16 protein-coding genes are annotated in these 25,007 nt (G+C 70.2%); 8 read left to right on the forward strand and 8 right to left on the reverse strand.

All coding sequences use genetic code 11. The features are described from left to right. Positions 1–36: 36 nt before the first annotated feature. The gene (locus tag UQW22_RS04855; RefSeq protein ID WP_407319749.1) at positions 37–3,219 is read right to left on the reverse strand and encodes an OmpL47-type beta-barrel domain-containing protein; all 3,183 of its coding nucleotides are present in this window, start codon (positions 3,217–3,219) and stop codon (positions 37–39) included. 579 nt (positions 3,220–3,798) lie between these two features. On the opposite strand from UQW22_RS04855, the gene UQW22_RS04860 reads away from it, so the two are divergent. Further along, a complete protein-coding gene (locus UQW22_RS04860) occupies positions 3,799–4,569 on the forward strand; it encodes a polysaccharide lyase family 7 protein (RefSeq protein ID WP_407319750.1) in 771 nt (256 codons plus the stop codon). Positions 4,570–5,067: 498 nt separating this feature from the next. Next, complete coding sequence (locus UQW22_RS04865; RefSeq protein WP_407319751.1) at positions 5,068–6,600, forward strand: polysaccharide lyase family 7 protein; 1,533 nt, start codon at positions 5,068–5,070, stop codon at positions 6,598–6,600. Positions 6,601–6,671: 71 nt separating this feature from the next. Here the strand turns inward: UQW22_RS04865 and UQW22_RS04870 are convergent, their stop codons facing one another. Then, positions 6,672–7,679: a LacI family DNA-binding transcriptional regulator gene (locus tag UQW22_RS04870; protein WP_407319752.1), complete on the reverse strand. Its 1,008-nt coding sequence runs from the start codon at positions 7,677–7,679 to the stop codon at positions 6,672–6,674. Positions 7,680–7,826: 147 nt separating this feature from the next. Here UQW22_RS04870 and UQW22_RS04875 point away from each other — a divergent pair, with 147 nt between their 5' ends. From UQW22_RS04875 to UQW22_RS04900, 6 genes are all read left to right on the forward strand, one after another. Further along, complete coding sequence (locus UQW22_RS04875) at positions 7,827–9,116, forward strand: extracellular solute-binding protein (protein WP_407319753.1); 1,290 nt, start codon at positions 7,827–7,829, stop codon at positions 9,114–9,116. 3 nt (positions 9,117–9,119) lie between these two features. Beyond that, positions 9,120–10,067 carry a carbohydrate ABC transporter permease gene (locus UQW22_RS04880; protein ID WP_407319754.1) on the forward strand — a complete coding sequence of 316 codons (948 nt, stop codon included), beginning with the start codon at positions 9,120–9,122 and terminating at the stop codon, positions 10,065–10,067. Between the two features lie 22 nt (positions 10,068–10,089). Next, the gene (locus UQW22_RS04885) at positions 10,090–10,995 is read left to right on the forward strand and encodes a carbohydrate ABC transporter permease (RefSeq protein WP_407319755.1); all 906 of its coding nucleotides are present in this window, start codon (positions 10,090–10,092) and stop codon (positions 10,993–10,995) included. An 11-nt stretch (positions 10,996–11,006) separates the two neighbouring features. Further along, positions 11,007–12,197 (forward strand): glycoside hydrolase family 1 protein, encoded by a 1,191-nt coding sequence (locus UQW22_RS04890; RefSeq protein WP_407319756.1) that lies wholly within the window; start codon positions 11,007–11,009, stop codon positions 12,195–12,197. 86 nt (positions 12,198–12,283) lie between these two features. Continuing rightward, a complete protein-coding gene (locus tag UQW22_RS04895; RefSeq protein WP_407319757.1) occupies positions 12,284–13,840 on the forward strand; it encodes a glucoamylase family protein in 1,557 nt (518 codons plus the stop codon). Positions 13,841–13,947: 107 nt separating this feature from the next. After that, positions 13,948–15,609 (forward strand): alpha-amylase family glycosyl hydrolase, encoded by a 1,662-nt coding sequence (locus tag UQW22_RS04900; RefSeq protein ID WP_407319758.1) that lies wholly within the window; start codon positions 13,948–13,950, stop codon positions 15,607–15,609. Positions 15,610–15,680: 71 nt separating this feature from the next. Here the strand turns inward: UQW22_RS04900 and UQW22_RS04905 are convergent, their stop codons facing one another. From UQW22_RS04905 to UQW22_RS04930, 6 genes are all read right to left on the reverse strand, one after another. After that, the gene (locus UQW22_RS04905) at positions 15,681–19,865 is read right to left on the reverse strand and encodes a PQQ-dependent sugar dehydrogenase (protein ID WP_407319759.1); all 4,185 of its coding nucleotides are present in this window, start codon (positions 19,863–19,865) and stop codon (positions 15,681–15,683) included. 168 nt (positions 19,866–20,033) lie between these two features. Next, positions 20,034–20,822 carry an ABC transporter ATP-binding protein gene (locus UQW22_RS04910; RefSeq protein WP_407319760.1) on the reverse strand — a complete coding sequence of 263 codons (789 nt, stop codon included), beginning with the start codon at positions 20,820–20,822 and terminating at the stop codon, positions 20,034–20,036. Continuing rightward, positions 20,815–21,570 (reverse strand): ABC transporter ATP-binding protein, encoded by a 756-nt coding sequence (locus UQW22_RS04915; protein ID WP_407319761.1) that lies wholly within the window; start codon positions 21,568–21,570, stop codon positions 20,815–20,817. The genes UQW22_RS04910 and UQW22_RS04915 overlap by 8 nt, the downstream gene beginning before the upstream one ends. Continuing rightward, on the reverse strand, positions 21,567–22,760 hold the full coding sequence (locus UQW22_RS04920; protein ID WP_407319762.1) for a branched-chain amino acid ABC transporter permease: 1,194 nt from the start codon (positions 22,758–22,760) through the stop codon (positions 21,567–21,569). The genes UQW22_RS04915 and UQW22_RS04920 overlap by 4 nt, the downstream gene beginning before the upstream one ends. After that, positions 22,744–23,628, reverse strand: coding sequence for a branched-chain amino acid ABC transporter permease (locus tag UQW22_RS04925; RefSeq protein WP_407319763.1), 885 nt, complete (start codon positions 23,626–23,628; stop codon positions 22,744–22,746). Before UQW22_RS04925 ends, UQW22_RS04920 begins: the two co-directional genes overlap by 17 nt. Positions 23,629–23,632: 4 nt before the next feature. Continuing rightward, positions 23,633–24,901: an amino acid ABC transporter substrate-binding protein gene (locus tag UQW22_RS04930; RefSeq protein ID WP_407319764.1), complete on the reverse strand. Its 1,269-nt coding sequence runs from the start codon at positions 24,899–24,901 to the stop codon at positions 23,633–23,635. Positions 24,902–25,007 lie beyond the last annotated feature (106 nt).

A 25,007-nucleotide genomic window follows, 5' to 3' on the forward strand; every position in this document is an offset into this window, starting at 1 on the left:
CCGCGTCCGCTGCGACGCGGCAGCCACCCTGCTTCCTCAGGGCGCGACGACGCCGCCCTGGTGGCACATCACCCGGGGACGGTCGAAGACGAGGGTCGCGTCCTGCGCCGGGTCTCCCTCGGCCCCCTGCTCGAGGTGGACGGTGACCTCGCCGGCGGGCCGGTTGGTGCGCTGGGAGTCGAGCCACAGGTACTGCGGCTCGTCCGGGACGATCGGTGCCGTCCGGCCACCCGGGTACTTGCGGTTCTCCTCGATCGTCGCGGTGTACGGGGAACCCGGGTCCTGCCCGGTCGTGACGTAGAAGCCGATCGCCGCCGTGTCGTGCCCGGAGCACTGGACCCGCACCGAGACCTTGACGCCCTGGTGGCTCCGGGTCTCCTTGTACCAGCCGTCGCCGTAGGTGCCCTCCGGGGCGGTCGGCTCCAGCCCGATCGACCGTGTCACCTCGGTGTTACCGGCCACGTCCGCCGACCGGAACTGCACGTCGTGGGCCCCGCCGCCGGACACGAGGACGGGACCGTCGTAGGCGGTCCAGTCACCACCGTCCACGGCGTACTCCGTCGTCGCCACGCCGGAGTGCGCGTCCACGGCGGTCAGCGTCACCTCCCGGCCGTCGGAGACCGCCTCCACGCTCGCCGTGGTCTCGGGGGCGGTCGCGTCCTTCGCGACGGCGACCCGCTCCACGTCCGAGACGTTGCCGGCCGCATCGGTCGCCCGGATCTCGATCTGGTGCTCCCCGTCGGCCTCGACGGTGAGCGGACCGGTGTACTCGGACCACGGCTCGTCGGCACGGCGGTGCTCCAGCGTGACGTCGCCGGGTCCGCCGTCCACCGCGGAGACGGTGACGGTGACCGCGTCGGTCCACCACCCCTCGGTGCGGGTGCCGTCGGAGCCGACGACGGTCTCGACGACGGGCGCCGTCGTGTCGGTCGCGCAGCCGTCGCAGCCGCGGTAGGCGAGGTAGTCCAGCTGGAACCACCGTCCGTCGAGCATGGTCACGGTGAGTGTGTGCTCGCCGTGGCCCAGCCCTTCGACGGAGTAGGTGGGCGACTGCGGGGTGTAGGTGTCTCCGACCGCGTCGTGGACGCCCTGGTCCTCGCCGTCGAGCTCGACGGCGAAGTCGCCGTAGTTGACGTACCGGGGCATGTAGACGGTCACTCCGGTGCCGGTGAACGTGTAGCTGAACGAGTCGCCGACCGTCTCGCTGTACGCGAGGTCGCCCTCGAAGTCACCCAGGGTGCGACCGTCCGAGACCTCCCAGTCGCCCGTGTAGGAGATGGACGGGTCGGAGTTGTTGACCGTGGTGCACCCCACGCAGCTCGTGCGGTACTCGATGTAGTCGAGCTGGAACCACTGCGCTCCGGCCCGGGTGGCCGTGACGGTGTGCTCGCCGTGGGCGAGGCCGTCGATGCTGTACGTGGCCTGCTGGGCGAGGTAGGAGTCGGCGTCCGCGTCGTACGTCCCCTGCTCTACGCCGTCGACGGTCACGTCGAAGCTGGAGTAGTTGCCCGCCCGTGGCATGTAGAGGGTGACCCCGGTGCCCGTGAACGTGAAGCTGAACGAGTCGTCCGCGTCGTCGGTGTAGCTGAGGTCGTCGAGGTAGTCGCCGTTGCCCCGGCCGGACGAGACCTCCCAGTCGCCGGTGTAGGTGATCGACGGGTCGGTGTTGTTCAGGCGCGTGCAGTCCGGGCCGCACAGGTCCGTGGTCCCGTCGTCCCGCAGGTCCTTGAGCTCGTGCAGCACGTCGAGGGTGTCCGGGTCGATGGTCCCGTCCTCCCACATCATGATGTCCAGGGACGTGGCCACGCCGCGTGCCGAGTTCGCCCGGATCAAGTCGTAGGCACCCTGGGCCGAGAAGCGCTGTGCAGTCGTCTGGTCCGGGGCGGAGACTCCCCAGGCCGAGTCGAGCTTGTACATGCAGTGACCCTGCTGCCCGACCTCGGCGCCTCGGACGTAGCTGCCGTCCCCACCGATCTCGGCGTCGTCGGCACGACAGTGCTCACCGAAGGAGACGTCCTGGAACTCGGTCACCAGCGACGCGTTGGCGTTGTTGTAGGAGATGACCCGTTCGGGGTTGCCCGCCCGGGCGGCCTCGGCGAGCTCCTCCATCCGACCCGGGTAGTAGGCACGCCCGTCGTCGAAGAACCAACCCTTGAGCAGGTCGCCGTAGCGCTCCCCCATCTCGCCGACGACGGCCTTCCAGTGGTCGAAGAACGTCTCCCGGGCACCGAGCCCGGTGTCCGAGAAGCTGCCGGGCCAGTCCTGCGCCTGCCACCAGTCGGTGCTCCCCCACCCCAGGTGGCTGTCCTGTCCCGTGTGGTAGTAGAGGTGGAAGTCGATGCCCACCTCGTCGAGGGCCGCGGCGACGTCGCCGATGAGGTCTCGTTCCGAGGTCCGGCCACCGTGCCCGACGGCGTCGTCCACCGCGGAGATCGGCGCGTTCATCTCGTAGGTCCACCAGGTGGCGGACCAGATGACGTACTGCGCGCCGGTGCTCTCGATCATGTCCACGAAGGCGGGGACGTCGAAGTCCGCCGCCTGGTCGTCGATCGACTTCGCCGTGTCGCCACTGACGGGGTAGCCCCACGGGCCGTACTGGAACATGATCCCGTAGCCGTCCTCGGAGAGGTCCGTGGCCGTCGCGGCCCCCGCCTCCCGGTAGTCCGCCACCCGCTGCTCGTACCCGGCCACCAGGTCGGACCGCATCAGCTCGAGGCTCTTGACCTCGGCGGTCCCCGACAGGCTGTCGCGACGCATCGTGATGGTGGAGGACCCGGCGGGCAGTCGGATGCTCCCGGCGTCCACCCGTTGCCAGCCGTCGTCGTCCACCGTGACGGGGAAGTCCTCGCCGTCGACCTCGACGACGAACGACTGGTCGGGGGCGCCGGGGTTCATCTGCAGCGTGGTGGCGAACTCGGCCGCGGCCGGGGTCCTGACCTCCCACCGCAGGTAGTCGTCGGCCGTCTCGAAGCCGGTGACGTAGCCGTACTTGGGACGGGGCGAGGACACCACCGGCATCGTGTCCGAGCGTTCGGCGCTCCCGGCGGTCAGCATGACCAGGTTGTCGGGCTCGTCGGTCTGATCGATCTCGACGGGGGTGTCCCCGGCCTGCGGGACGGTAGCGGCCGCTGCGCCGGGGACTGCCACGGTCAGCGTGGTGGCGATCAGCGTCGCGGAGGCCAGCGAGGCCACCGCTCTGATCGGTCTCGTTCGGGTCATCGTCGACCTTTCTCTCGTTACGCTCCGGTGCGCGCCCGGCATGCGCGGTGCTTCACCGGTGCCGACCGCAACGCTGCGGCGGTGGCGCACACCTGCGACATTAGGGCAAAGAATCGATTCTTGACACCGATAGGCACGTTCTGACGGCAAGTCGCTTCAGGGCGTCGATGCAACGTTTCACCGTTCGTCGGTCCCACTGCACACTCACCGCTAGCGATCAAGATCGCATGACGAGCGCCATGTACAGCGCCCTGAACAGGCATGTCATGCTGAGCCTGGCGGACAATCGCTTATCCGGTTGACAGTTCGCCCAGGCACGCTTAGGTTCACTAGTGAGATCTCTGGTGCAGCGATGCACCACCGTGTGGCCATCAGGACGGAGCCGTCCTCCTCGCCGACGAAGGGAGCTTTGCTCGGCGGCTCCGGCAGTGCAGAGGTCGTCATGGGTGCGGGCGAGCCCTCCCCACCACGTCAACGACGACATGGCGGAGACGTGCCGACGGGCACGCCTTCCGACGACCGCCGACGGCGAACGACCTCAGACGTCCAGGGCGACCATCCGAGAGGAACCGCACCATCATGAGACTCCACCGCAAGCACGGCCTCGCGGCCACCATGCTCGCCACGACCGTCTTCGTCGCCGCCCAGCTGGGCGGCATCGGCAGCGCGACCGCCGCCGACCCGTGCGACTACCCGGCCCAGCAGGTCGACCTGGAGAACTGGAAGGTCACCCTGCCGACCGGTTCGGGCAACTCCCCCACGGAGATCAAGCAGCCCGACCTCGAAGACTTCTCGGTCGCGCCGTGGTTCCAGGTGAACAGCAAGTGCACCGGCATCCAGTTCCGCGCCGCGGTCAACGGGGTGACCACCTCGGGCTCGGGCTACCCCCGCTCCGAGCTGCGCGAGATGACCGACGGCGGGACCGAGCGGGCCGCCTGGTCCTCGACGTCCGGCACCCACACCATGACGTTCCGCACGGCCGTCAACCACCTGCCCGAGGACAAGCCGCACGTCGTCGTCGGGCAGATCCACGACGGTGACGACGACGTCACGGTGTTCCGCGTGGAGGGCGACAACCTCTACATCACCAAGGGCAACGACACCCACCACAAGCTCGTGACCAGCAACTACCAGATGCACCAGGTGTTCGAGGGCAAGTTCGTCGTCAGCGACGGCGAGATCGAGGTCTACTACAACGGAGTGCTCCAGACCACGATCGACCACGCGAAGTCCGGCAACTACTTCAAGGCCGGCGCCTACACGCAGGCCAACTGCGGCAACTCCTCGCCCTGCAGCAGCTCCAACTACGGCCAAGCCACCCTCTACAAGCTCCAGGTCAAGCACTCCTGACCCCACCCGAGCTGACACCCGTCCCGGTCGATGCAGAGCGGGGACGGGGCGGAGGGCGCAGGGCCCGGGACTCTCTGTCGAGAGTCCCGGGCCCTGCATCGCGCCTCCATCTATGCGGATGCATCGATTTACCTGCTGGCAGCTCTTCGGCGACTCAGAGCCGCACACTCGCCTCGCGAGACCAGGACCCGCTGCTCAGTCATCCGAATAAGAGTGCTGTTCACAGCCTTGTAGAGCATTGACAGTGTGTCGGGGCACCGATAACTTCAGAGCCGAGATCTCAGGTGTATCCATGCACTGCCGGGCGTCGGACGCTACGGCGCCACCGAGGCGAGGTACCCCCTCGCATCGTCCCGGCGGCGCGGTGGTCGTCACCGGTGCGGGCAACCCTCCCCACCACGCGGCGAGCAGTCCAGGGCCGGCCGACGGGTCGGGCCGACGGGCGCTACCACGGACGAACCCTTGACCAGGGCGCTCCCCGAAAGGACACGCACGACGATGAGATTCCCCCGCAAGCACGGCCTCGCAGCCGCTCTGGTGGCCGGGACGGTGTTCGCCGCCAGCTCGATCGTGGCCGTCGCCGCCGCCACGGCTGCCGACCCCTGCGACTATCCGGCCCAGCAGGTCGACCTGGAGAACTGGAAGGTCACCCTACCCACCGGCTCGGACAACTCCCCCACCGAGATCAAGCAGCCCGACCTCGAGGACTTCTCCGAAGCACCCTGGTTCCAGGTCAACGACAAGTGCACCGGCATCCAGTTCCGCGCACCCGTCGACGGAGTCACCACCTCCGGATCGGGCTACCCCCGCTCCGAGCTGCGCGAGATGACCGACGGCGGCACCGAACAAGCCTCCTGGTCCACCACCTCCGGCACCCACACCATGACCTTCCGCACCGCCTTCAACCACCTGCCCGAGGACAAGCCGCACCTGGTCGGCGCCCAGATCCACGGCGGCGGCGACGACGTCACCGTCTTCCGCCTCGAAGGCACCGAGCTCTACGTCACCGACGGCGACGACTCCCACCACCACCTCATCACCGACGACTACCAGCTCAACACCGTCTTCGAAGGCAAGTTCGTCGCCGCCGACGGCGAGATCAAGGTCTACTACAACGGAGAACTCCAGACCACGATCGACAGCGACGACGACGAGAACTACTTCAAGGCCGGCGCCTACACCCAGGCCAACTGCGACAACTCCTCACCCTGCAACGACTCCAACTACGGCCAAGCCACCCTCTACCAGCTCGACGTCACCCACTCCGACTCCACCGAGACGCCGGACCCCGAGCCCACCGAGACGCCGGACCCCGAACCGACCCCGTCACCGGAGCCCACCGAGACCACCGGCCCCGGCGACCAGTGTGACTACCCGGCCCAGCAGGTCGACCTGGAGAACTGGAAGGTCACCCTACCCACCGGCTCGGACAACTCCCCCACCGAGATCAAGCAGCCCGACCTCGAGGACTTCTCCGAAGCACCCTGGTTCCAGGTCAACGACAAGTGCACCGGCATCCAGTTCCGCGCACCCGTCGACGGAGTCACCACCTCCGGATCGGGCTACCCCCGCTCCGAGCTGCGCGAGATGACCGACGGCGGCACCGAACAAGCCTCCTGGTCCACCACCTCCGGCACCCACACCATGACCTTCCGCACCGCCTTCAACCACCTGCCCGAGGACAAGCCGCACCTGGTCGGCGCCCAGATCCACGGCGGCGGCGACGACGTCACCGTCTTCCGCCTCGAAGGCACCGAGCTCTACGTCACCGACGGCGACGACTCCCACCACCACCTCATCACCGACGACTACCAGCTCAACACCGTCTTCGAAGGCAAGTTCGTCGCCGCCGACGGCGAGATCAAGGTCTACTACAACGGAGAACTCCAGACCACGATCGACAGCGACGACGACGAGAACTACTTCAAGGCCGGCGCCTACACCCAGGCCAACTGCGACAACTCCTCACCCTGCAACGACTCCAACTACGGCCAAGCCACCCTCTACCAGCTCGACGTCACCCACTCCTGATCTGACCTGACCAGGATCCGACGCCGTCGGGTGCAGCCAGCAGGCTCGCACCCGGCGGCGTCGTCGCGTCCTCAGTGCCTCGGCGACGCCGTGGACTCCCGCACCACGAGGCTCGTCGCGAGCTCGGTGCGCAGCGTGTGCCCGCTGCCGCTGCGCGCCCGGTGCACCAGGTCGACGGCGGTGGCGCCCATCTCGGCGAGCGGCTGCCGGACGGTGGTCAGCGGGGGATCGATCCACGGCGCCACGGGCAGGTCGTCGAACCCGACGAGCGAGACGTCGTCGGGCACCGCGAGCCCCTTCTCCCGCAGGGCGTGCAGCGCCCCGAGCGCGGTGTCGTCGCTGCTGGTGAAGATCGCGGTGGGGGGGTCGGCCAGGGCCAGCAGCCGCTGCACCCCGTCGTACCCGGCCGTCACGCCGTAGGGGCCGTCCACGACGAGGTCGTCGTCGACCTCGACCCGTGCCTGGAGCAGGGCGGCACGGTATCCGGCCAGACGGGCGATAGCGTTGTCCTGCTCCAGCGCGCCCGTGATGGTGGCGATGCGGCGGTGACCCAAGGACAGCAGGTGCGCCGTGGCCTCCAGCCCGCCCTGGAAGTTGGTCGCGCTGACGGACAGCATGCCCTCCGGCGGTCGCTGCCGCGGGTCGACGACGACGAGCGGCGTCGCGGAGTCGGCGAGCGCGCGCCGGGCACCGGCGTCGGGCACCGCGACGACGCTGACCAGCCCGTCCGTGCCACGTTCGAGCGCATGCCGCACCCAGGCGCTGCAGTCGTCGGGGTCGGGTTCGACGGCGAGGACGACGTCCAGGCCCAGGCGGCGCCCTCCGGCGACGGCACCGCGGACCACCGCCTCGGACCACGTCCCCTCCAGGTCGACGATCCGGACGTCGATCATCCCGGTGGCGCGCCGACGCCGCGGACGCAGCGTGAAGCCGTGGCGGTGCAGGACGGCGGCGACCCGCTCGCGAGTCGCGCCGGCGACGTCCGTGCGGGAGTTGAGCACCTTCGACACCGTCGGCACCGAGACCCCGGCCTCGGCGGCCACGACGGCGAGCGGCACGTCCGGTTTCTCGGCCGCCATGCCTCCTCCTTCTTCGACCGTTTCCGAAACCCGGATGCTACCTCAGTCGCGGTTCCGTCGTTGACATGACCTCCTCGGCGCTCTATTGTCGCCGAGCAATTTCGAGATCACGTTCCGAAATTTCGACGGATCGACAAAGGAGTGACCGTGAACAGCACCGCACGCCGCGCCGCCGCGGCGACCGCCTCGACACTCGTCCTCACGCTCGGGCTGACGGCCTGCGGACGCGACGACGACGACACCGGTTCGGCCGGTTCCGACAGCGGGACCGACACCGAGATCTCCGAGGGCCCCGCCTCCGGCACCGTCGAGGTCTGGGCCATGGGCACCGAGGGCGAGCTCCTGCCCGAGCTGGCCGAGCAGTTCGAGGCCGACAACCCCGACGTCACCGTCGAGGTCACGCCCGTGCCCTGGGACTCCGCGGTCCAGAAGATCAACACCGCGATGGCCACCGGCGAGGTCCCTGACGTCCTGCAGGCCGGCACCACCCTGATGAGCGGGTTCGTCGAGCTGGACGGGCTGGCCGAGACGCCCGACAGCATCGACTCGTCGGCCTTCTTCCCGGGCGCCTGGGAGACCACCGTCGTCGACGGCACCTCCTACGGCGTCCCCTGGTACGTCGAGACCCGGGTCCTGTACTACCGCACCGATCTCGCCGAGCAGGCCGGCGTCGACGAGCCGCAGAGCTGGGACGAGCTCACGGCGTTCGCCGCCGGGATGCAGGACGCGGGCGCCGAGCACGGCATCGCTCTGCAGACCAACGGCGAGGGCACCGCGCTCATGTACTTCCCCTTCTACTGGCAGGCCGGCGGCGAGATCATGGACGACGCCGGCGAGTTCACGCTCGCGGACGACGCCCAGGTCGAGGCGCTCGGCTACTACTCCTCCTTCATGGCCGACGGGCTGGCCCCGCAGAGCCTCGTCGAGGACGAGAAGGTCCAGGACTTCATCGACGGCGAGCTCGGCGCGTTCGTGTCGGGACCGTGGGAGCGCTCGAACCTGCTCACCACCGCGGGTGACGACTTCGCGGACAAGTTCGCCGTCACCGCCCTGCCCGCCGACGAGCAGGCCGCCTCGTTCATCGGCGGCTCCAACCTCGCCGTGACCGCCGAGGCCGCCAACCCCGACGCCGCCTGGAAGTTCGTCGAGTTCGCCACCGAACCCGACGTCCAGGTCGACTGGTTCGAGATCTCCCACGACCTGCCCGCCGTCCAGGCCTCCTGGGACGACGAGACGCTGGCCGGCGACGAGTCGCTCGTCGTCTACGGCGAGGCGCTCGAGACCGCCCGCTCCACACCGGCACTGCCCACCTGGTCCGAGATCGAGCACGAGCTGAACCTCATCATCGAGCAGGTCGTGAACGGCCAGCTCGAGCCCGCCGAGGCCGCCCAGCAGATGCAGGACGCCGCCGACTCCGTCGGCACCGGGCTGGGCTGAGCCGTGGCCCAGAGCACCGAGGCCCGACCGGTCTCCGGTCGTCCCGCGACGCGTGGCCGCCGCCCGGAGAGCGCCCGACGCCGCCGGCGCGGCTACGCGGCCTGGGGGTTCGCGCTGCCGTTCACCGTCCTGTTCGCCGTCTTCATGATCCTGCCGGTGGGCGCCTCGCTGTACATGGCGTTCACCGACATGCGCGGCGCCGACCTCCGGTCCCCGCTGGCGGTGAACTTCCTCGGCCTCGACAACTTCGTCACGGCGGTCACCGACCCGCAGTTCCAGCAGGCCGCCGGCAACACCGTCTACTTCGTGGGGGTGGCGATGCCCCTCACCCTCGGCATCGCGCTGCTGCTCGCCGCGCTGCTCAACTCGGGTCTCACCTGGTTCCGGTCGGTGTTCCGCGTCGGGTTCTACGCCCCGGTGGTGACCTCGATCGTCGCGGTCGCCGTCGTCTGGCGCTTCCTGCTGCAGCCCGACTTCGGGCTCGTCAACACCGTGCTCGGCGCCGTGGGGATCGAGGGGCCCGACTGGCTCACCGACCCCACCTGGGCGATGCCGTCTCTCATCATGCTCGCCGTCTGGCGCAACCTCGGCTTCTCCATGGTCATTCTCCTGGCCGGGCTGCAGGGCATCCCCAAGGACCTGTACGAGGCGTCGGCCCTCGACGGTGCCGGAGCGGTGCGCACCTTCCGGTCCGTGACCGTCCCCCTGCTGCGCCCGACGCTGCTGTTCTGCGCCGTGATGACCGGCATCGCCTACCTGCAGTTCTTCGAGGAACCGTTCGTCATGACCCAGGGAGGCCCGCTCGGTGCCACCAACTCCGTGGCCTACGAGATCTACAACCAGTTCGGGTTCGGCGACTACGGCCTGTCCGCCGCGATGAGCTACCTGCTGTTCGTCGCCATCGCGATCCTGTCCTTCGCCCAGTTCCGCCTGCTGCGGCCCAAGAACTGACCGGGCAGCGAGAGGAGCACCCGTGACCACCACACCCCTGCCCCCGGCGGCGACCGACGCCGCGCCGGACGCCGCATCCGAGCAGCACACGCGCGGTGATCGACGTCGCCTGTTCACCCCTCGCGCGCTGCTGCTCAACGGCGCGCTGCTCGTGGGGCTCGTCGCCTCGCTCGGCCCCCTGATCTGGATGGTCCTGTCGTCGGTCAAGCCCGAGGGCGAGATCCGCCAGTTCCCACCGACGCTCATCCCGCAGGACGTGACGCTGGAGAACTACACCGCGCTCTTCGACCGGCTGAACTTCCCGCAGTTCTTCCTGAACTCCGTGATCGTGGCGCTCGCCGTGACCGTCGGGGCGGTCCTGTTCAGCGCGATGGTCGGCTACGCGCTGGCCAAGATCGACTTCCCCGGCCGCAGGGCACTCTTCCTGCTGATCATGGCCACCCTCATGGTGCCCGGCACCATCACCTTCGTGCCGCTGTTCGTCCTGGTGGCCAACCTCGACCTGATCAACACCTACGCGGCGCTCATCCTGCCGTTCCTCGCCGCCCCGTTCGGGGTGTTCCTCATGCGCCAGTTCATGCTCGACATCCCCGACGAGCTGCTGGACGCCGCGCGGGTCGACGGTGCCGGCGAGTTCCGCACCTTCTTCCGCATCGTGCTGCCGCAGACCGGCCCGGCGCTGGCCACGCTCGGGATCCTGACCTTCCTCGGGTCCTGGAACAACTTCCTGTGGCCGCTCGTGGCGGTCCAGTCCGCCGACATGTACACCCTGCCCGTCGCCCTCGCCCTGTACTCCACCGGCCAGAACACCGTGCAGTACGGGCTGCTGCTCGCCGGCGCGACCGTCATCGTCACGCCGATCCTCGTCGTCTTCCTCGTGCTGCAGCGCCGCATCATCCAGGGCATCGCCACCACCGGCATCAAGTAAGGAGCACCCCCGTGACCCACGCGATCACGCTGCCCGCCGCCCCCGACTTCCGCTGGGGCGCCTCCACGGCGGCTCACCAGATCGAGGGCGGCAACGTCAACAGCGACTGGTGGGCCAAGGAGCACCAGCCCGGCACCCTGTGCGCCGAGAGCTCCGGCGACGCCGTCGACAGCTACCACCGCTACGGCGAGGACATCGGCCTGCTGGCCGGCGCCGGCCTGAACGCCTACCGCTTCTCCGTGGAGTGGGCGCGCATCGAACCCGCCGAGGGGGAGGTCTCCCGCGCCCAGCTCGACCACTACCGCCGCATGATCGACACCTGCCTGGCCGCCGGCGTCACGCCGATCGTCACCCTGCTGCACTTCACGTTGCCGCGCTGGTTCGCGGAGCGCGGCGGATGGCTGGCCCCGGACGCCGTGGACACCTACACCCGGTACGTCGAGACGGTCGCGACGATCCTCGACGACGTCGACCAGGTCGTCACCATCAACGAGCCCAACATCACCTCGATGATGCTGGGCGCGAGCCGCCGCACCAACCTCGACGCCGCCGGGCTGGCCGCCCCCGACCAGGAGGCGTCCGAGGTCCAGGCCAAGGCCCACCGCCGCGCCGTCGAGCTCCTCCACGGGCTCGGACACGTGCGCGCGGGCTGGTCCATCGCCAACCAGGTGTTCCAGGCCGCCCCCGGGGCGGACGAGGCGCGTGACGCGTACGCCTACCCACGCGAGGACTTCTTCCTCGAGGTGGCCCGCGACGACGACTTCGTCGGCGTGCAGAGCTACCTGCGCACGATCATCGGGCCCGACGGCGAGCCCGTGCCGTTCGGCGACGACGTCGAGCGCACCCTGACCGGGTGGGAGTACTACCCGCAGGCCCTCGGCGAGGCCCTGGAGTACTCCCACCGCATCACCGGCGGCGTGCCCATGCTCGTCACCGAGAACGGCATGGCCACCGATGACGACGCCCGCCGCATCGACTACACCCGTGACGCCCTGGCCTCCATGGCCCGCGCCATGGAGAACGGCTGCCGGGTCGAGGGCTATCTGCACTGGTCGCTGCTCGACAACTACGAGTGGATGTCCGGCTTCCGCCCGACCTTCGGGCTGATCGCCGTCGACCGGAGCACGTTCGTGCGCACTGCCAAGCCGAGCCTCGCCTGGCTCGGGGAGGTGGCTCGCACCGGAAGCCTCCCGGCCGTCTGACCGGCGCCCGGGAGAGGGTGCCGCCACCGCACCCGGTGGCGGCACCCCGCACGTTTCGCACGACGACGACGTTGAGGAGACGACCCATGACCAGACGACGAAGCACCGTGGCCGCGCTGGCAGTCACCGGAGTGGCGCTCGCCGCGACCGCCATGATCCCGGCGAGCGCCAGCGACCGCCCGGCCCCGCCCCGCGGCGCACCGCCCGGCCAGCTCCGGCACTGGGCCGAGGACACGTGGACCTCGTTCGAGGCCCTCGTGGTGGACTCGACCGGCCTGCCTGACGACAACATCGGCGGCGACCTCAGCCCCGACAGCCGTGGCGGGTACACGTCACCGACCAACATCGGCGCCTACCTGTGGAGCACGGTCGTCGCCCGTGACACCGGGCTGATCGAGGACGACGAGGCCCGCGACCGCATGGCCACGACGTTGGAGTCGGTGGCCGAGCTGGAGAAGCACGACGCGAGCGGCATGTTCTACAACTGGTACGACCCGGCCACGGGCGCCAAGCTCGACGAGCTGGGCGAGGACGACCCGGTCGAGCCGTTCCTGTCCAGCGTGGACAACGGCTGGCTGGCCACCGGGCTGCTGCTGGCCGCGCACGCCGAGCCGTCGCTGGCGGACGAGGCGGACGCGGTGCGCAAGCAGATGGACTTCGGCTGCTTCTACGACCCGGAGGTCAACCAGATCCGTGGCGGGTTCTGGGACACCGACCAGGACGACCCGAACCTGCCCGCGGACGACTACTGCGGCATGGGCACCGACGTCTGGTACACCGGCCACCACTACGGCGCGTTCAACACCGAGCCGCGCATCGCGTCCTACCTGGGGATCGCCGAGGGACAGATCCCGGCCGAGCACTACTTCGGCCCGGCCCGCACCTTCGAGCCGACCTGCGACTGGTCGTGGACGGAGACGAACGCGTCCGGGCAGTGGGAGAGCTACCTGGGTGTGGACGTCTTCGAGGGCACGCTGCCCTACCGCGGCATGGACATCGTGCCGACCTGGGGCGGCAGCATGTTCGAGGCGCTCATGGTGCCGCTGTTCGTGCCCGAAGAGGAGTGGGGCCCGGACTCCTGGGCCGTCAACCACCCGCTGTACGTGCAGGGGCAGATCGAGCACGGGCTGCAGGAGGCCGACTACGGCTACTGGGGCTTCTCGCCGTCGAACGACCCGGCCGGGGGCTACCGCGAGTACGGCGTCGACCAGCTCGGCATGGACGGTCCCGGGTACACCTCGGACCAGGAGCGCACCTCGGTGGACCAGCCGTACGAGGGCTGCCGGGAGGGTTCCGAGGCACCCACGGAGTACGGCGACGGCGTCGTCACCCCGCACGCCTCGTTCCTCGCGCTGCGGTACGCCCCGCAGGAGGCGGTCAAGAACCTGCGCAAGATCGCCCGCGACTTCGACGCCTACGGTCCGGGCGGGTTCTACGACGCCGTCGCGGTGCGCTCCGGGCAGGTCTCCGAGCGCTACCTCGCGCTCGACCAGGGCATGATCATGGCCGCGCTCGGCAACGCGCTGGCCGACGACTCGGTCCGCGGCTACGTCTCCGACGGCGCGGTCGAGGACTCGCTGCGTCCCCTGATGGAGATGGAGGAGTTCACCGCCTCCGATCGGGTTCCGTCGCACGGTCGGTGACGACGGCGGTCCGCCGCTGGCGGGCGGTCCCCGGGAGGCGCGCCTCCCGGGGACCGCCCGGCGCGACGACAGAGGGCGCGATCAGCGCCGAGGAAGGAGCACGCACGATGGCCGGCACGAACCCGGAACCCCGCAGCAGCGGTCAGGTCACGGACCTGGCGGACCGCCTCGACCGGACGGTGCTGTACCAGATCTACCCGCAGAGCTTCGCGGACGCCGACGGCGACGGCATCGGCGACCTGCGTGGCATCGCCGACCGCCTGGACTACCTGACCTGGCTCGGGGTCGACGCGATCTGGCTCAGCCCCTGCTTCGTCTCCCCGTTCGCCGACGCCGGCTACGACGTCGCCGACTTCCTGCGCATCGCGCCGCGGTACGGCACCAACGCCGACCTCGAGCACCTCACCGAGGAGGCGGCACGCCGCGGCATCGCCGTCCTGCTCGACCTCGTGGCCGGCCACACGTCGGACCAGCACCCCTGGTTCCGCGCGGCGATCGACGACCCGGACGACGACAGGTACGTGTGGAGCGACGTCCCCGTCGACGGCTTCGAGCCCGGTGCCGGCCGACGCGGCGGCTACTACCGCCCCAACTTCTTCCCCGTGCAGCCCGCCCTCAACTTCGGGTACGCCCGCCTCGACCCGGCCGAGCCGTGGCGACAGCCCGTCGACGCCCCCGGCCCGCAGGCCAACCGGGCCGCACTGCGCGAGATCATGGCGTTCTGGTTCGACCGTGGCGTCGCCGGCTTCCGCGTCGACATGGCGGCCTCGCTCGTCAAGGACGACCCCGGGCTCGTCGAGACGCGCCGCCTGTGGCGCGAGACGCGTGACTGGCTCGACCGCTCGTACCCCGGACGGGTCCTGATCAGCGAGTGGGGCGACCCGAAGGTCGCAGTCCCCGCAGGGTTCCACGCCGACTTCCTGCTCCAGTTCGGCGGGGACGACGACGGCCTGCCGCTGCGCTCGCTGTGGAACAACGGCGCCGGCACCACCCAGCCCACCTGGGGCGACGTGCCCGCGTGGGCCGACGCCGAGGCCCGGGGAGACGCCGCGGCGTTCGTGGCGGCGTGGACGGCGGCCGACGAGGCCATCACCACCGCCGGTCGGGGCGGCGTGGTCGGTCTCCCGACGTCGAACCACGACTTCACACGCCTCGTCGCCGGCGCACGGGACGCCGAGCAGGCGCGCGCCGCACACGTGCTCGTCATGACCTGGCCTGCCATGCCCTCGCTGTACTACGGCGACGAGATCGGCATGCGCTACGTCCCAGGGACACCGACGCGCGAGGGCAGCCGGCTCGGGCCGACCTACGACCGCGCCGGCTCGCGCACACCCATGCAGTGGGGCGACCTGTCGGCCGAGCCCTGGGGCCCGGGCGCTCCCTGGACGTCGTCGTACCTGCCGACGGACCCCCAGCCCGACCGTCCGACGGTGGCCGACCAGGTCGCCGACCCCGACTCGCTGCTGCATCTCGTGCGCGAGCTGATCACCTTGCGACACCGGGACCGCCGGCTCGACGTCGGGTCCCCGGTCGAGGTGCTGGCCACCGGCTACCCGATGGCCTACCTGCGCGGCGGCAGCCTCGCCGTCGTGCTCAACCCCGGTCGCACGCCCGTGGTTCAACACCTTCCCGGCGCCGGCGCCGCGACACCGCTGCTGTCCCGCGGCGGCCGCCTCGAGGCCGACGCCGTGCACCTCGAGGGGCACGGATTCGCCGTCCTCGACCTGACCACCCGCACCGAGCTCGGCGGGCCGCCCTCCGGGAGCTGACGGCATGGCGCCCGAGAACCCCTGGCCCTCCGTGGACGGCCAGGGGCTCCCCCAGGCGATCGGCTCGGGCCTCAGCTCCCGAGCGTGAACGTCACCGTGGTGGTGTTCCCCGCGACGTCCCGCACCACGAGGGTGTTCTCCCCCCTGACCGCCCCGAACTTTCCGGGCTTCACGCCGTTCAGGTCCGACCACACGTTGTCCGTCAGGTCCTTCTCCACCCCGTTCAGCGTCAGCCCGTCGACCTTCCCGGCGTCGTAGAGCTTGAACGACACCTTGCGGTAGTTCGGGTCGCCTCCGACGGTGTACCGGCCCCCCTCCTTCACGGTGGCCTCCGGTGCGGTGCCGTCGAGGACGAACGTCACCGTGGTGGTGTTCCCGGCGACGTCCCGGACCACGAGGGTGTTCTCCCCCTCGACGGCACCGAAGACGCCAGGCTCGACGAAGTTGAGGTCGGACCAGACGGCGTCCGTCAGGTCCTTCTCCACCCCGTTCAGGGTCAGCCCGTCGACCTTCCCGGCGTCGTGCAGCTTGAACGACACCATGCTGTAGGCGCCCTCGACGCCGGTGGTGAACTCACCCCCCTCCTTGACGGTCACCGTGGGGCCGGTCGTGTCGGTCGGGGTGCTCGTGACCGTCAGCTCGCGGATCCGGCCGGTGTTGTCGAACGATCCGAAGCCCACCCGACCCTCGGAGAACGTCGAGTCGTTCGCCGTCAGCAGCGGGTCCTCGAGCCCGTCGACGTAGACCGCGACGTCACCGCTGTCCACGCACCGCACGACGCGGACGTCGTGCCACTCCTCGTCGGTGACGGCCGGTGGCGCACCGACGGTGCCGTCCCACTTGTCGTCGATCCGCTCCCGGTCGGCACCGTCCACCTTGAAGATCCCGTTGTGGGCGTAGATCGTGTTGTCCTGCGAGAGGTGCGCGTAGTAGTACTCCGTGTCCGACTGCCAACCGAACACCACGATCACGTCGCGGTTGTTCAGCGACGCCGGGGCGTCGAGCCGGACCTGGCCTGACAGGTCGAACGACCCGAGCTCCGGCCCCTCGGTGAGGACGGCGTACTCGAACGGGCGGCGGATACCGTCGTTCGGGTTCGTCCCTGGCTCGGTGAGCACCACCTCGTCACCGGGGAACGCCCACTTGGACGGCGTGCGCGGCGCCCAGTCCTCCGCGGACATCACGTCGGTGATCTCCTGCCCGGCAGGCGTGCAGGACGGCTCGGCCGGCGGCTCCGGATCGGTGGCGCCGAACAGCTCGTACTGGGCCGCGACCTGCTCGGTCGTCGGCGCGACGTCGAGGAGCATCAGGTCGTCCATCCGACCGGTGAACGGGTTGGCCTCCCGGGTGTTCTGCGGGTAGCTGCCGCCGATCTTGATGCCCGCCGGGTCGGTCGGGGACGTGGAACCCGCGCCCCAGCTGTTCGACGCCGTGTAGTCGCCCTCGAGCTCCTCGCCGTCCATGAACAGCTTCATCTCCCCGCCCGCGAAGTCGAACGTCGCGGCGAGGTGGACCCAGCGGCCCTTCTGGAGGATGTCCTGCCACGGCAGGTCGGCCGCGTACGTCCACGAGCCGGCCCCGTCGACGCGACGGCCGAGAGCGACGAGCCTCAGCTCGCCGTCGACGGTGATGACCTCGAGCAACGCACGCACGGCGTGGCCGTCGGACGTCCCGGTCAGGACGCCGGCCAGGCCGACCGCGTTGTACCGGTCCTCCGGGTTCGTCGAGCCGGAGTTGAGCGCCGGGTGGTCACCGGTCGGCTTGAACCAGCCCATGACGGCCGCCTCGTCGGTCCCCGCGAACGCGTCCAGCGTGTCCACGCCGTCAGCGTCGTACACACCTGCCTTCCAGTCGTCGTTCGACGGGGTCCGCGGGCTCATCTGCTGGGTCTGCAGCGCCTCCCCGGCACCGGGGTACGCCCGGTCCGCGACGCGCATCTCGGTGCCGCCGTTGACCAGCTCGATGTCCGTGCCCGACCAGCCCTGGTCGTCCTCCCACGTCGCAGCGCCCGCGACCGGGTGGTCGAAGTCGTAGTGCGCGACGAGGTGCGGCGCGAGCTCGGGCAGGGCGAACGGTGACGAGGCCCCGACCTGCCGGGCGCCGGTCACCTTCCAGATCTTCCCGTCGGCCTTCGAGACCAGGTAGAGCTCGCCGTCGGCGTCGGCGCCGAACCGCAGGTCGACGCGCCGGTCCCCGACGAGGTCCTGGAACGTCGTCTCCTCGCCGTCGTGGAACACCCGCAGCTGCTCGATCTCGGCGAGGTCCTCCAGGTCGCCGTCGTTGCGCTGCATCTCGTCGGCCTGCGTGGACAGCACCCAGCCGCGCACGAGGTCGGTGAACAGGTACCGCCCCCGCAGCTCGGGGATCTCGCCGCGGTAGACGAAGCCGCCGTTGAGCGCCACGCCCGCGTCCCCGGTCTGGCCGGGGTCGCGGTTGTGGTCGTAGGCCGCGACCGGGTACGTGAACTCGAACTGCTCGGCGTCGTCGGCCGGCAGCGGGAAGATCTGGCGGTTCTCGGCGACGAAGGGCCCTTCGCGCTCGGACCAGCCGAAGTTGTCGCCGGCCTCGACCTCGTAGACGGACTCCACCTGCCACTCGCCGATGTGCCCGAGGTACATCGCGTGGTCGCCCTCGGGGTCCCAGCTGATGCGGTGCGGGTCCCGCATGCCGACGGCGTAGATCTCGCCCAGCGCCCCGGGGGTGTCGACGAACGGGTTGTCGGCCGGCACGCCGTAGCGGCCGTTCGCGCTGTCGTCCCCGGACGGGTCGATCCGGAACATCTTGCCCTGCGGCGTCGACAGGTCCTGCGGGTTGCCGTTGCCGACGCCGTTGCCACCGTCGCCCACCAGGATGTACAGCATCCCGTGGTCGGGGTCGCCCGGTGCCACGGTGGGGTTGAACGCGAGCTGCTGGACGGTGTGCACCCGGCCGGCGAACGGCACGCGCATCAGCTCGCGGCTCGTGCCCTCGAACGTCTCGGCCGCCGGGTCGGTCGCCGTCCACTCCGTGATGACGCTGTGATAGTTCGTGCCCCCGAACGCCGGGAAGTCCGGGGTGTCCTCGGTCAGCGCGCTGCCCGACTCGGTGTGCACGGTGTAGAACAGGCCGTTGTCGGCGAACTCGGGGTGGAACTCGACGAACCCGAACCCGGTCCCGAGACCCGCGTGGTTGTGGAAGTTGTCGACGAACTCGTCACGGACGTTCAGGTACTCGACGTGCTCGCCGGTCTCCTCGTCGACCAGGTAGAGGCTCGCGTTCATGTCCGGTACCGCGAGACGGCCGGACCCGTCGGGCACCTCGTCGAGGTGCGTGATCCGGTTGTGCCGCACCAAGCGCTGGTCCGCGGTCGCGGGGGTCGTCTGCGACTCCGGCAGCCGGGCGAGCTCGGTGACCTCGATGCCCAGCCTCGACGGCGTGGGGTCGGGCAGCGGGTTGACGAGCGGCGCGTCCGGCACGGTCCCGCCGGCGGCGCAGTCGCCCGGGTTCTCCGTCGCGATGGCGAGGTTCTCGCCGGAGTCGTCGACCGCGACGTCGTCGAGCAGGAGGCGTCCCGCGCTGTTCGAGCCGTTGATCCAGAAGAACCTGTCGAGCGCCCCGGTGACGTTCTCCCGGAAGTCGAACTGCTGCTCGGCGCCCTCCGGCAGGCGGGTGATCTCCTCGTAGGGTCCGCCCTGGCTGTAGACCGTGACCTCGTCCGCGGCGTTGTCGGCGACGATCCACACGCACTGCCAGGTGTCGCGCGACCACGTGCCGACCGGGCGGAAGGCGCCGCCGTCCCGGACGAGCATGACGTCGCTGTTCTGGTTGTTCACGTAGGCGCGGCTGTTCGGGTAGTCCGCCGGCGCGTCGACGTCGGTGATGCCGAACGACGTGTCGACGCTGCCGCTGCGCAGGAACCGGAAGAACAGCGTCCCGGTGTCGCCGTCGGCGATCGGCGGGATGGCGCGGTAGGCCCGCTGGCCCCCGCCCACCGACTCGAGGACCTGGTTGTTGGCGTCGAGCGGGTCGGCGACGACGCGCGGTGCGGTGGACGCGGTCCAGCCGTCCTGCCCGTCCAGGGTGCTGCGTTCGTACTGCTCGAAGTCGAGCAGCGCGGTGAACGGTACGGGGTCGGCCGCCACGGAGGGCGTGCTCACCAGGACGGTCCCGACGAGCGCGGCGGCCACGGCCGCCGCGGCCGTGCGTGCGGGGTGCGAGCGTCTGTGCTCGGTGGTGCTCCGCCGGTCGACCGGCGGTCGTGTGGTGCGCTGGTGCATCGGGTCACCTCTCAACGTCGTTGTCGATCAGGTCTGTGCCGACTGCTGTCCTGCCACCCGCCGCGGCGCGGCACGTCGTCCGGCGGACACTGGTGGTGGCTCGTCCCACCGGTGCCCGGTCGGGACCGGGCACCGGTGGGAGGTACGGGTGGTACGCGGCGGACGAGGTCAGCGCGCGGTACGGGCGGCGCCGTCGCCGCTCGTCGCCGACGCCCGGCCGCCGAGGTAGAGCTCCGAGAGCTGCGGGTCGGCGAGCAGCTCCGGCGCCGGCCCGGTGATGTGGACGCGCCCGAGGTCGAGCACGCAGCCGATGTCGGCCGTCTCGAGCGCCCGGCGCGCGTTCTGCTCCACGAGGAGCACGGCGACGCCGGCGTCCCGCATGCGCACGACCTGCTCGAACACCGTCGCCGTGGTCTTGGGGTCGAGCCCCATCGACGGTTCGTCGAGGAGCACCACCCGCGGGCTGACCATGAGCGAGCGCGCGAACTCGACCTGCTTCTGCTGCCCTCCGGACAGCAGGCCGGCGAGCTGCTTCCACCGCTCGCCGACGATGGGGAAGAGGTCCTGCACGAACGCCACCCGCTCCGCGACCTTCTCCTTGTCGCGGACCGTGTAGGCCCCGAGCATGACGTTCTCCGCCACGGTCATCTCGCGGAAGACGCTGTGTCCCTGGAGGACGTGCGCCAGGCCGGTGGAGAGCATCTCCTGCGGCCCCTGCCCGGTGACGTCCTGGCCCCCCACCAGGACGCGACCCGACCGCGGCTTCAGCAGGCCGCTCGCGACCTTCAGCACGGTCGACTTGCCGGCCCCGTTCGGGCCGACGAGGCACACGACCGTCGAGGCCGGGACCTTGATGGTCAGCCCTCGCAGCACCATCGCGGCGCGGCCGTAGCCGGCCTGGATGTCGTCCAGCTCCAGCAGGAGCTCCGTCCCCCCGTCGGGGGTCTGATCAGACACCAAGGTAGGCCTCCAGGACTCGCGGGTCGGACTGCACGACGGCGGGCGTGCCCTCGGCGATGGGCCGGCCCCGGTCGAACACGATGACGTGGTCGGACAGGCCCATGACCAGCTCCATGTTGTGCTCGACGACGAGGAACGTGCGCCCCTCGGCGTTGAGCTCCTGGACCAGCGTGGCGATCCGGCCGATGAGCGCCGGGTTCACCCCGCCCGCCGGCTCGTCGAGCATGATCGTGTCGGGGTCGCCCATGAGGACCCCGGCGAGCTCGAGGAGCTTCTGCTGGCCGTAGGACAGGTTGCGTGCCTCGATGTTCTCCAGGTGGTCGATGCCGACCCGGGTGAGGAGGGCGCGGGCCTTGTCGATCTCCTCCGGGTTGCGCGCCCCGTGGAGCAGCTCGCGCATCCGGGAGCGGCGGACGGCCACCAGCATGTTGTCCAGCACGGTCATGCGGGGGAAGATCCGGCAGAGCTGGAAGCTGCGCCCGATCCCCGCCCGGGCGATCCGGTGCGGCGCCTTGCGGGTGATGTCGTGCCCGTGGAACGTGACCGTGCCGGCGTCCGGCTTGATCATGCCGGTCACGCAGTTGAAGAACGTCGTCTTCCCGGACCCGTTCGGCCCGATGAGGGCGTTGATCTTGCCGTGGTGGAACGTCACGGTGGCGTCCCGCACGGCGTGCACGCCGCCGAAGGACTTCGTGAGCCCGACGGTCTCGAGGTTGCGCGTGCGGGGCGGTGCGGCGGTGGTCATCGGCCGTCCTCCTCGGTGGCGGTGGGATGGGTGCCCGGCCTCGTGGTGCCCGGCGTCGTGCCGCCCGGACCGGCGCCGTCGTCCTCGGCGGCGCCGCCGGCAGCCACCCGGTTGCGCTCGAGGAGCTCGGCGGCCGTCTCCTCCCGGATGGAGGAGTCCTGCGGACCGAACCGCTTGAACAGGGCGCTGACCGCCGGGATGATGCCGTCCGGCATGAACAGCACGACGATCCCGAGCAGCAGCGCCGTCGCCACGAGGTGGAACTGGGTGTCGCCGAACTCGAGCTTGAAGTACTCCAGCCCGGTGCCGACGACGATCGCGCCGAGCAACGGCCCGAACAGGTGCCGGACGCCACCGAGCAGTGCCATGAGCACCATGTAGGCGCCGAGCATGATGGAGAACTGGAAGATCGGGTCGAGGTCGCCGAACCAGAGCGCGTACATGCCCCCGGCGAGACCGGTGAAGGTCGCCGAGACGACGTAGGCGACCAGCTTGTAGTTGCGCGTCGGCACGCCCAGGGACTGTGCCTTGTCCTCGTCCTCCCGCACGGCCTTGAGGCCGGTGCCGAAACGCGACCGGTCGATCGCCCACCAGGCCACCAGCATGACCGCCAGGAGGGCGGCGAAGAGGTAGAAGAAGACCTGGTGGTGCTCGGGACGGAGCAGGTCGGGGAAGGGGCGCGGGACGACGAGACCGTCCGAACCCCCGGTGAAGGAACCCCACGCCTGGAAGACCAGCAGGAGGATCAGGACGAACGCGATGGACACGATGACGAACGACGCCCCGCGGACGCGCAGCGCCGCGATGCCCACGGGGATCGTCACGAGGAGGACGAGCGCTCCCGCGACGACCCAGGCGACGAAGCTCGACAGCCCGACGTCGCGGATCAGCAGGCCGGTGCCGTAGGCCCCGAGGCCGAAGAAGGCCGCATGACCGAGCGAGACGTAGCCGGTGAACCCGCCCATGAAGTTCCAGGCGGTCGCGGTGCACGCGTAGCTGAGCACCACGATGCCGGCGGACAGGATGTAGGCGTTGGGCGCCATCGTGGGGAAGGCGAGGACCAGCACAGCGCCGACGACGAGCGCGGCGATCCGCACCAGCCGTCCCGTGCGCCGTCGCGGGGCCGGGACGCCGGCCGCCGGACGGGTGGTGGTGCGCTGGGCGGGCCGGGTGTCAGAAGCGTTGGGCAAGGCGACCTCCGAAGAATCCCTGGGGCCGCAGCATCAACGTCGCGAAGAGGGCGACGTAGAAGATGGTCTGCGCCCACGTGGTGCCGAGGGGCACCTGGAGCATGCTCTGGCCGATGCCGAGCACCATGGCGGCGACCGCGGCGCCGGGGATCGACCCCAGACCGCCGACGACGATGATCGCCATGAGCGGACCGATCCAGTGCCAGTGCAGCGACGGGTAGATCGTCGCGTCGAGCGACAGCGCCGTGCCGCCGATGGCCGCGGTCGCGAGGCCGAGGCCGAACCCGTACCCCGCCACCCGGTCGGTGCGGATGCCGACGAGCTGGGCAGCGTCCTGGTGCTGGATGGTCGCCCGGAGCGCCTGCCCGAACCGGCTGCGCTTCAGCAGCAGGTACAGCAGCCCGAGGGACAGCGCAGCGAGCCCGAACGCGACGAGCTTGACCACGGCGACCTGCGCACCGAAGAACTCGATGCTGTCACCCGAGTAGGGCAGCTGGATCCGGCGCTGCGTCCCGCCCCAGACGAACCCGATCATGCCCTCGATGAAGAGCGCGACGGCGAAGGTCAGCAGCACCGACATCATGGTCAGCGTCACCGGCCGGAGCCGCGTGATGAGCAGCCGTTGCATGCCGACGCCCACCGCGAAGAACAGCGGCACCGTGACGACCAGCGACAGCAAGGGGTCCATGCCGGTCTGCTCGTGGAAGTACCAGGCCAGGTAGGCGGCCAGGATGAGGAAGGCCGAGTGGGCGATCATCACCACGCGCATCACGCCGAAGTACAGGGTCAGGCCCGCTGCCAGGAGGGCGTAGAGCCCTCCCAGCAGCACGCCCAGCACGAGGCTCTGGAAGAGGAGCGTCCCGGTCACCGACTCACCACTCCGGCTTCGGGAAGACGAGCTCGGCCTCCATGGCGTCCTGCGGCAGGACGATCTGGATCTCGCCGTCGACGTACTGCTGGATGAGGTGGGCGCCCTGCGGCTTGCCTGTCTCGTCCCAGCTCAGCGGCCCCACGACGGTGTCGACCTCGTTCGAGTGCAGCCACGACACCAGCTCCTGCTGGCACTCGCCCTGCTCGGCGCAGCCGACCGCCTCGACGGCCGCGGCCACCACCTGGCCCGTCGTGTAGGCGTTCGCCTCGTCCTCGCCCGGCGGGTTCCCGTGCAGCCCGGTGTACCGCTCGACGAAGTCGACGTTCGACTCGTAGCTCGCGGTCTCCGTGTAGCCGGTCGGCGAGAGGATCCCCTCGGTCTTGTCACCGATCGCGGAGGCGAACTCGGGGTTGGTCGGGGCGGTCGAGAACGCGGCGAGCTCCGGCTGGTAGTCGAGCTGCTGGAGCGCGACGATGAGGTTCACGGCGTCCTGGTACTGCGTGCCACCGATGACCATGTCCGCCCCGGAGTCGTCGATCTTCGCGGCGATGGGTGAGAAGTCCGTCGTGTTGGGCGGATAGACCTCGTCGACCACGATCTCGAGCCCGCCGTCGGCGAGCTTGTCGCGCAGCCCGTAGGCCGTGCCCTGGGCGAACGGGTCGTCCATCGAGGCGACCGCGACGGTCTCGGGACGTTCGCCCTCGGGCATGTCGAGGACGTACTCGGCGAGGTAGTCGTAGTGGTCGCCCGCGACGGCCGGGGCGGCGTAGAAGAGGTTCCCGAACCCCTGCTCGAAGACCTCGGAAGCGGCGCCGGCGGGTTCGACGAAGAGCATCCCGTACTCCTCGGCGACCCGGGCGCTGGGGACCACGAGCCGGGTGGAGAACGGGCCGAACACGAGGTCGACCTCGTCCTGGGCGATGAGCGCCTCGTAGTCCTGGACCACGCGGTCGGCGCTGGACTGGTCGTCGAGGATCTTCAGCTCGACCTGGCGCCCGAGCAGCCCGCCGTCCTCGTTGACGAACTGCGCCCAGGCCTCGTACCCGCGCTGCACGCCCTTGCCGGGTTCGGAGAAGTCGCCGGTGAGCGGCAGGGAGATGCCGACGACGATCGGGTCGTCCGTCTCGCCCTCCCCCTCGCCGGACTCGCCCGACGCGCCGCCGGAGCAGCCTGCGGCCACCAGGGCTGTGGCGGCGAACCCGGCGGCGGCCGCGAGAGCGCGGCGCCTGGCGGTGGGGCGGGTGGTCCGTGGGTACAACCGTGTGGACATGGGTACATCTCCCTACTTCGTCGTAGTGAGCAGCCGTCTGAGCGACCAATGTGCGTAAGCGCTTCCGGTAAGCGCTTTCATCACCGTACGCTACAGAGATGAAATG

The sequence above is a fragment of the Isoptericola halotolerans genome, from assembly GCF_045689585.1.
GTDB lineage: Bacteria > Actinomycetota > Actinomycetes > Actinomycetales > Cellulomonadaceae > Isoptericola > Isoptericola halotolerans_B.

Coding starts and splice junctions, on each gene's coding strand:
- UQW22_RS04855 (WP_407319749.1), bottom strand. CDS start 3,219: ATGACCCGAACGAGACCGATCAGAGCGGTGGCCTCGCTGGCCTCCGCG.
- UQW22_RS04860 (WP_407319750.1), top strand. CDS start 3,799: ATGAGACTCCACCGCAAGCACGGCCTCGCGGCCACCATGCTCGCCACG.
- UQW22_RS04865 (WP_407319751.1), top strand. CDS start 5,068: ATGAGATTCCCCCGCAAGCACGGCCTCGCAGCCGCTCTGGTGGCCGGG.
- UQW22_RS04870 (WP_407319752.1), bottom strand. CDS start 7,679: ATGGCGGCCGAGAAACCGGACGTGCCGCTCGCCGTCGTGGCCGCCGAG.
- UQW22_RS04895 (WP_407319757.1), top strand. CDS start 12,284: ATGACCAGACGACGAAGCACCGTGGCCGCGCTGGCAGTCACCGGAGTG.
- UQW22_RS04900 (WP_407319758.1), top strand. CDS start 13,948: ATGGCCGGCACGAACCCGGAACCCCGCAGCAGCGGTCAGGTCACGGAC.
- UQW22_RS04905 (WP_407319759.1), bottom strand. CDS start 19,865: ATGCACCAGCGCACCACACGACCGCCGGTCGACCGGCGGAGCACCACC.
- UQW22_RS04915 (WP_407319761.1), bottom strand. CDS start 21,570: ATGACCACCGCCGCACCGCCCCGCACGCGCAACCTCGAGACCGTCGGG.
- UQW22_RS04930 (WP_407319764.1), bottom strand. CDS start 24,901: ATGTCCACACGGTTGTACCCACGGACCACCCGCCCCACCGCCAGGCGC.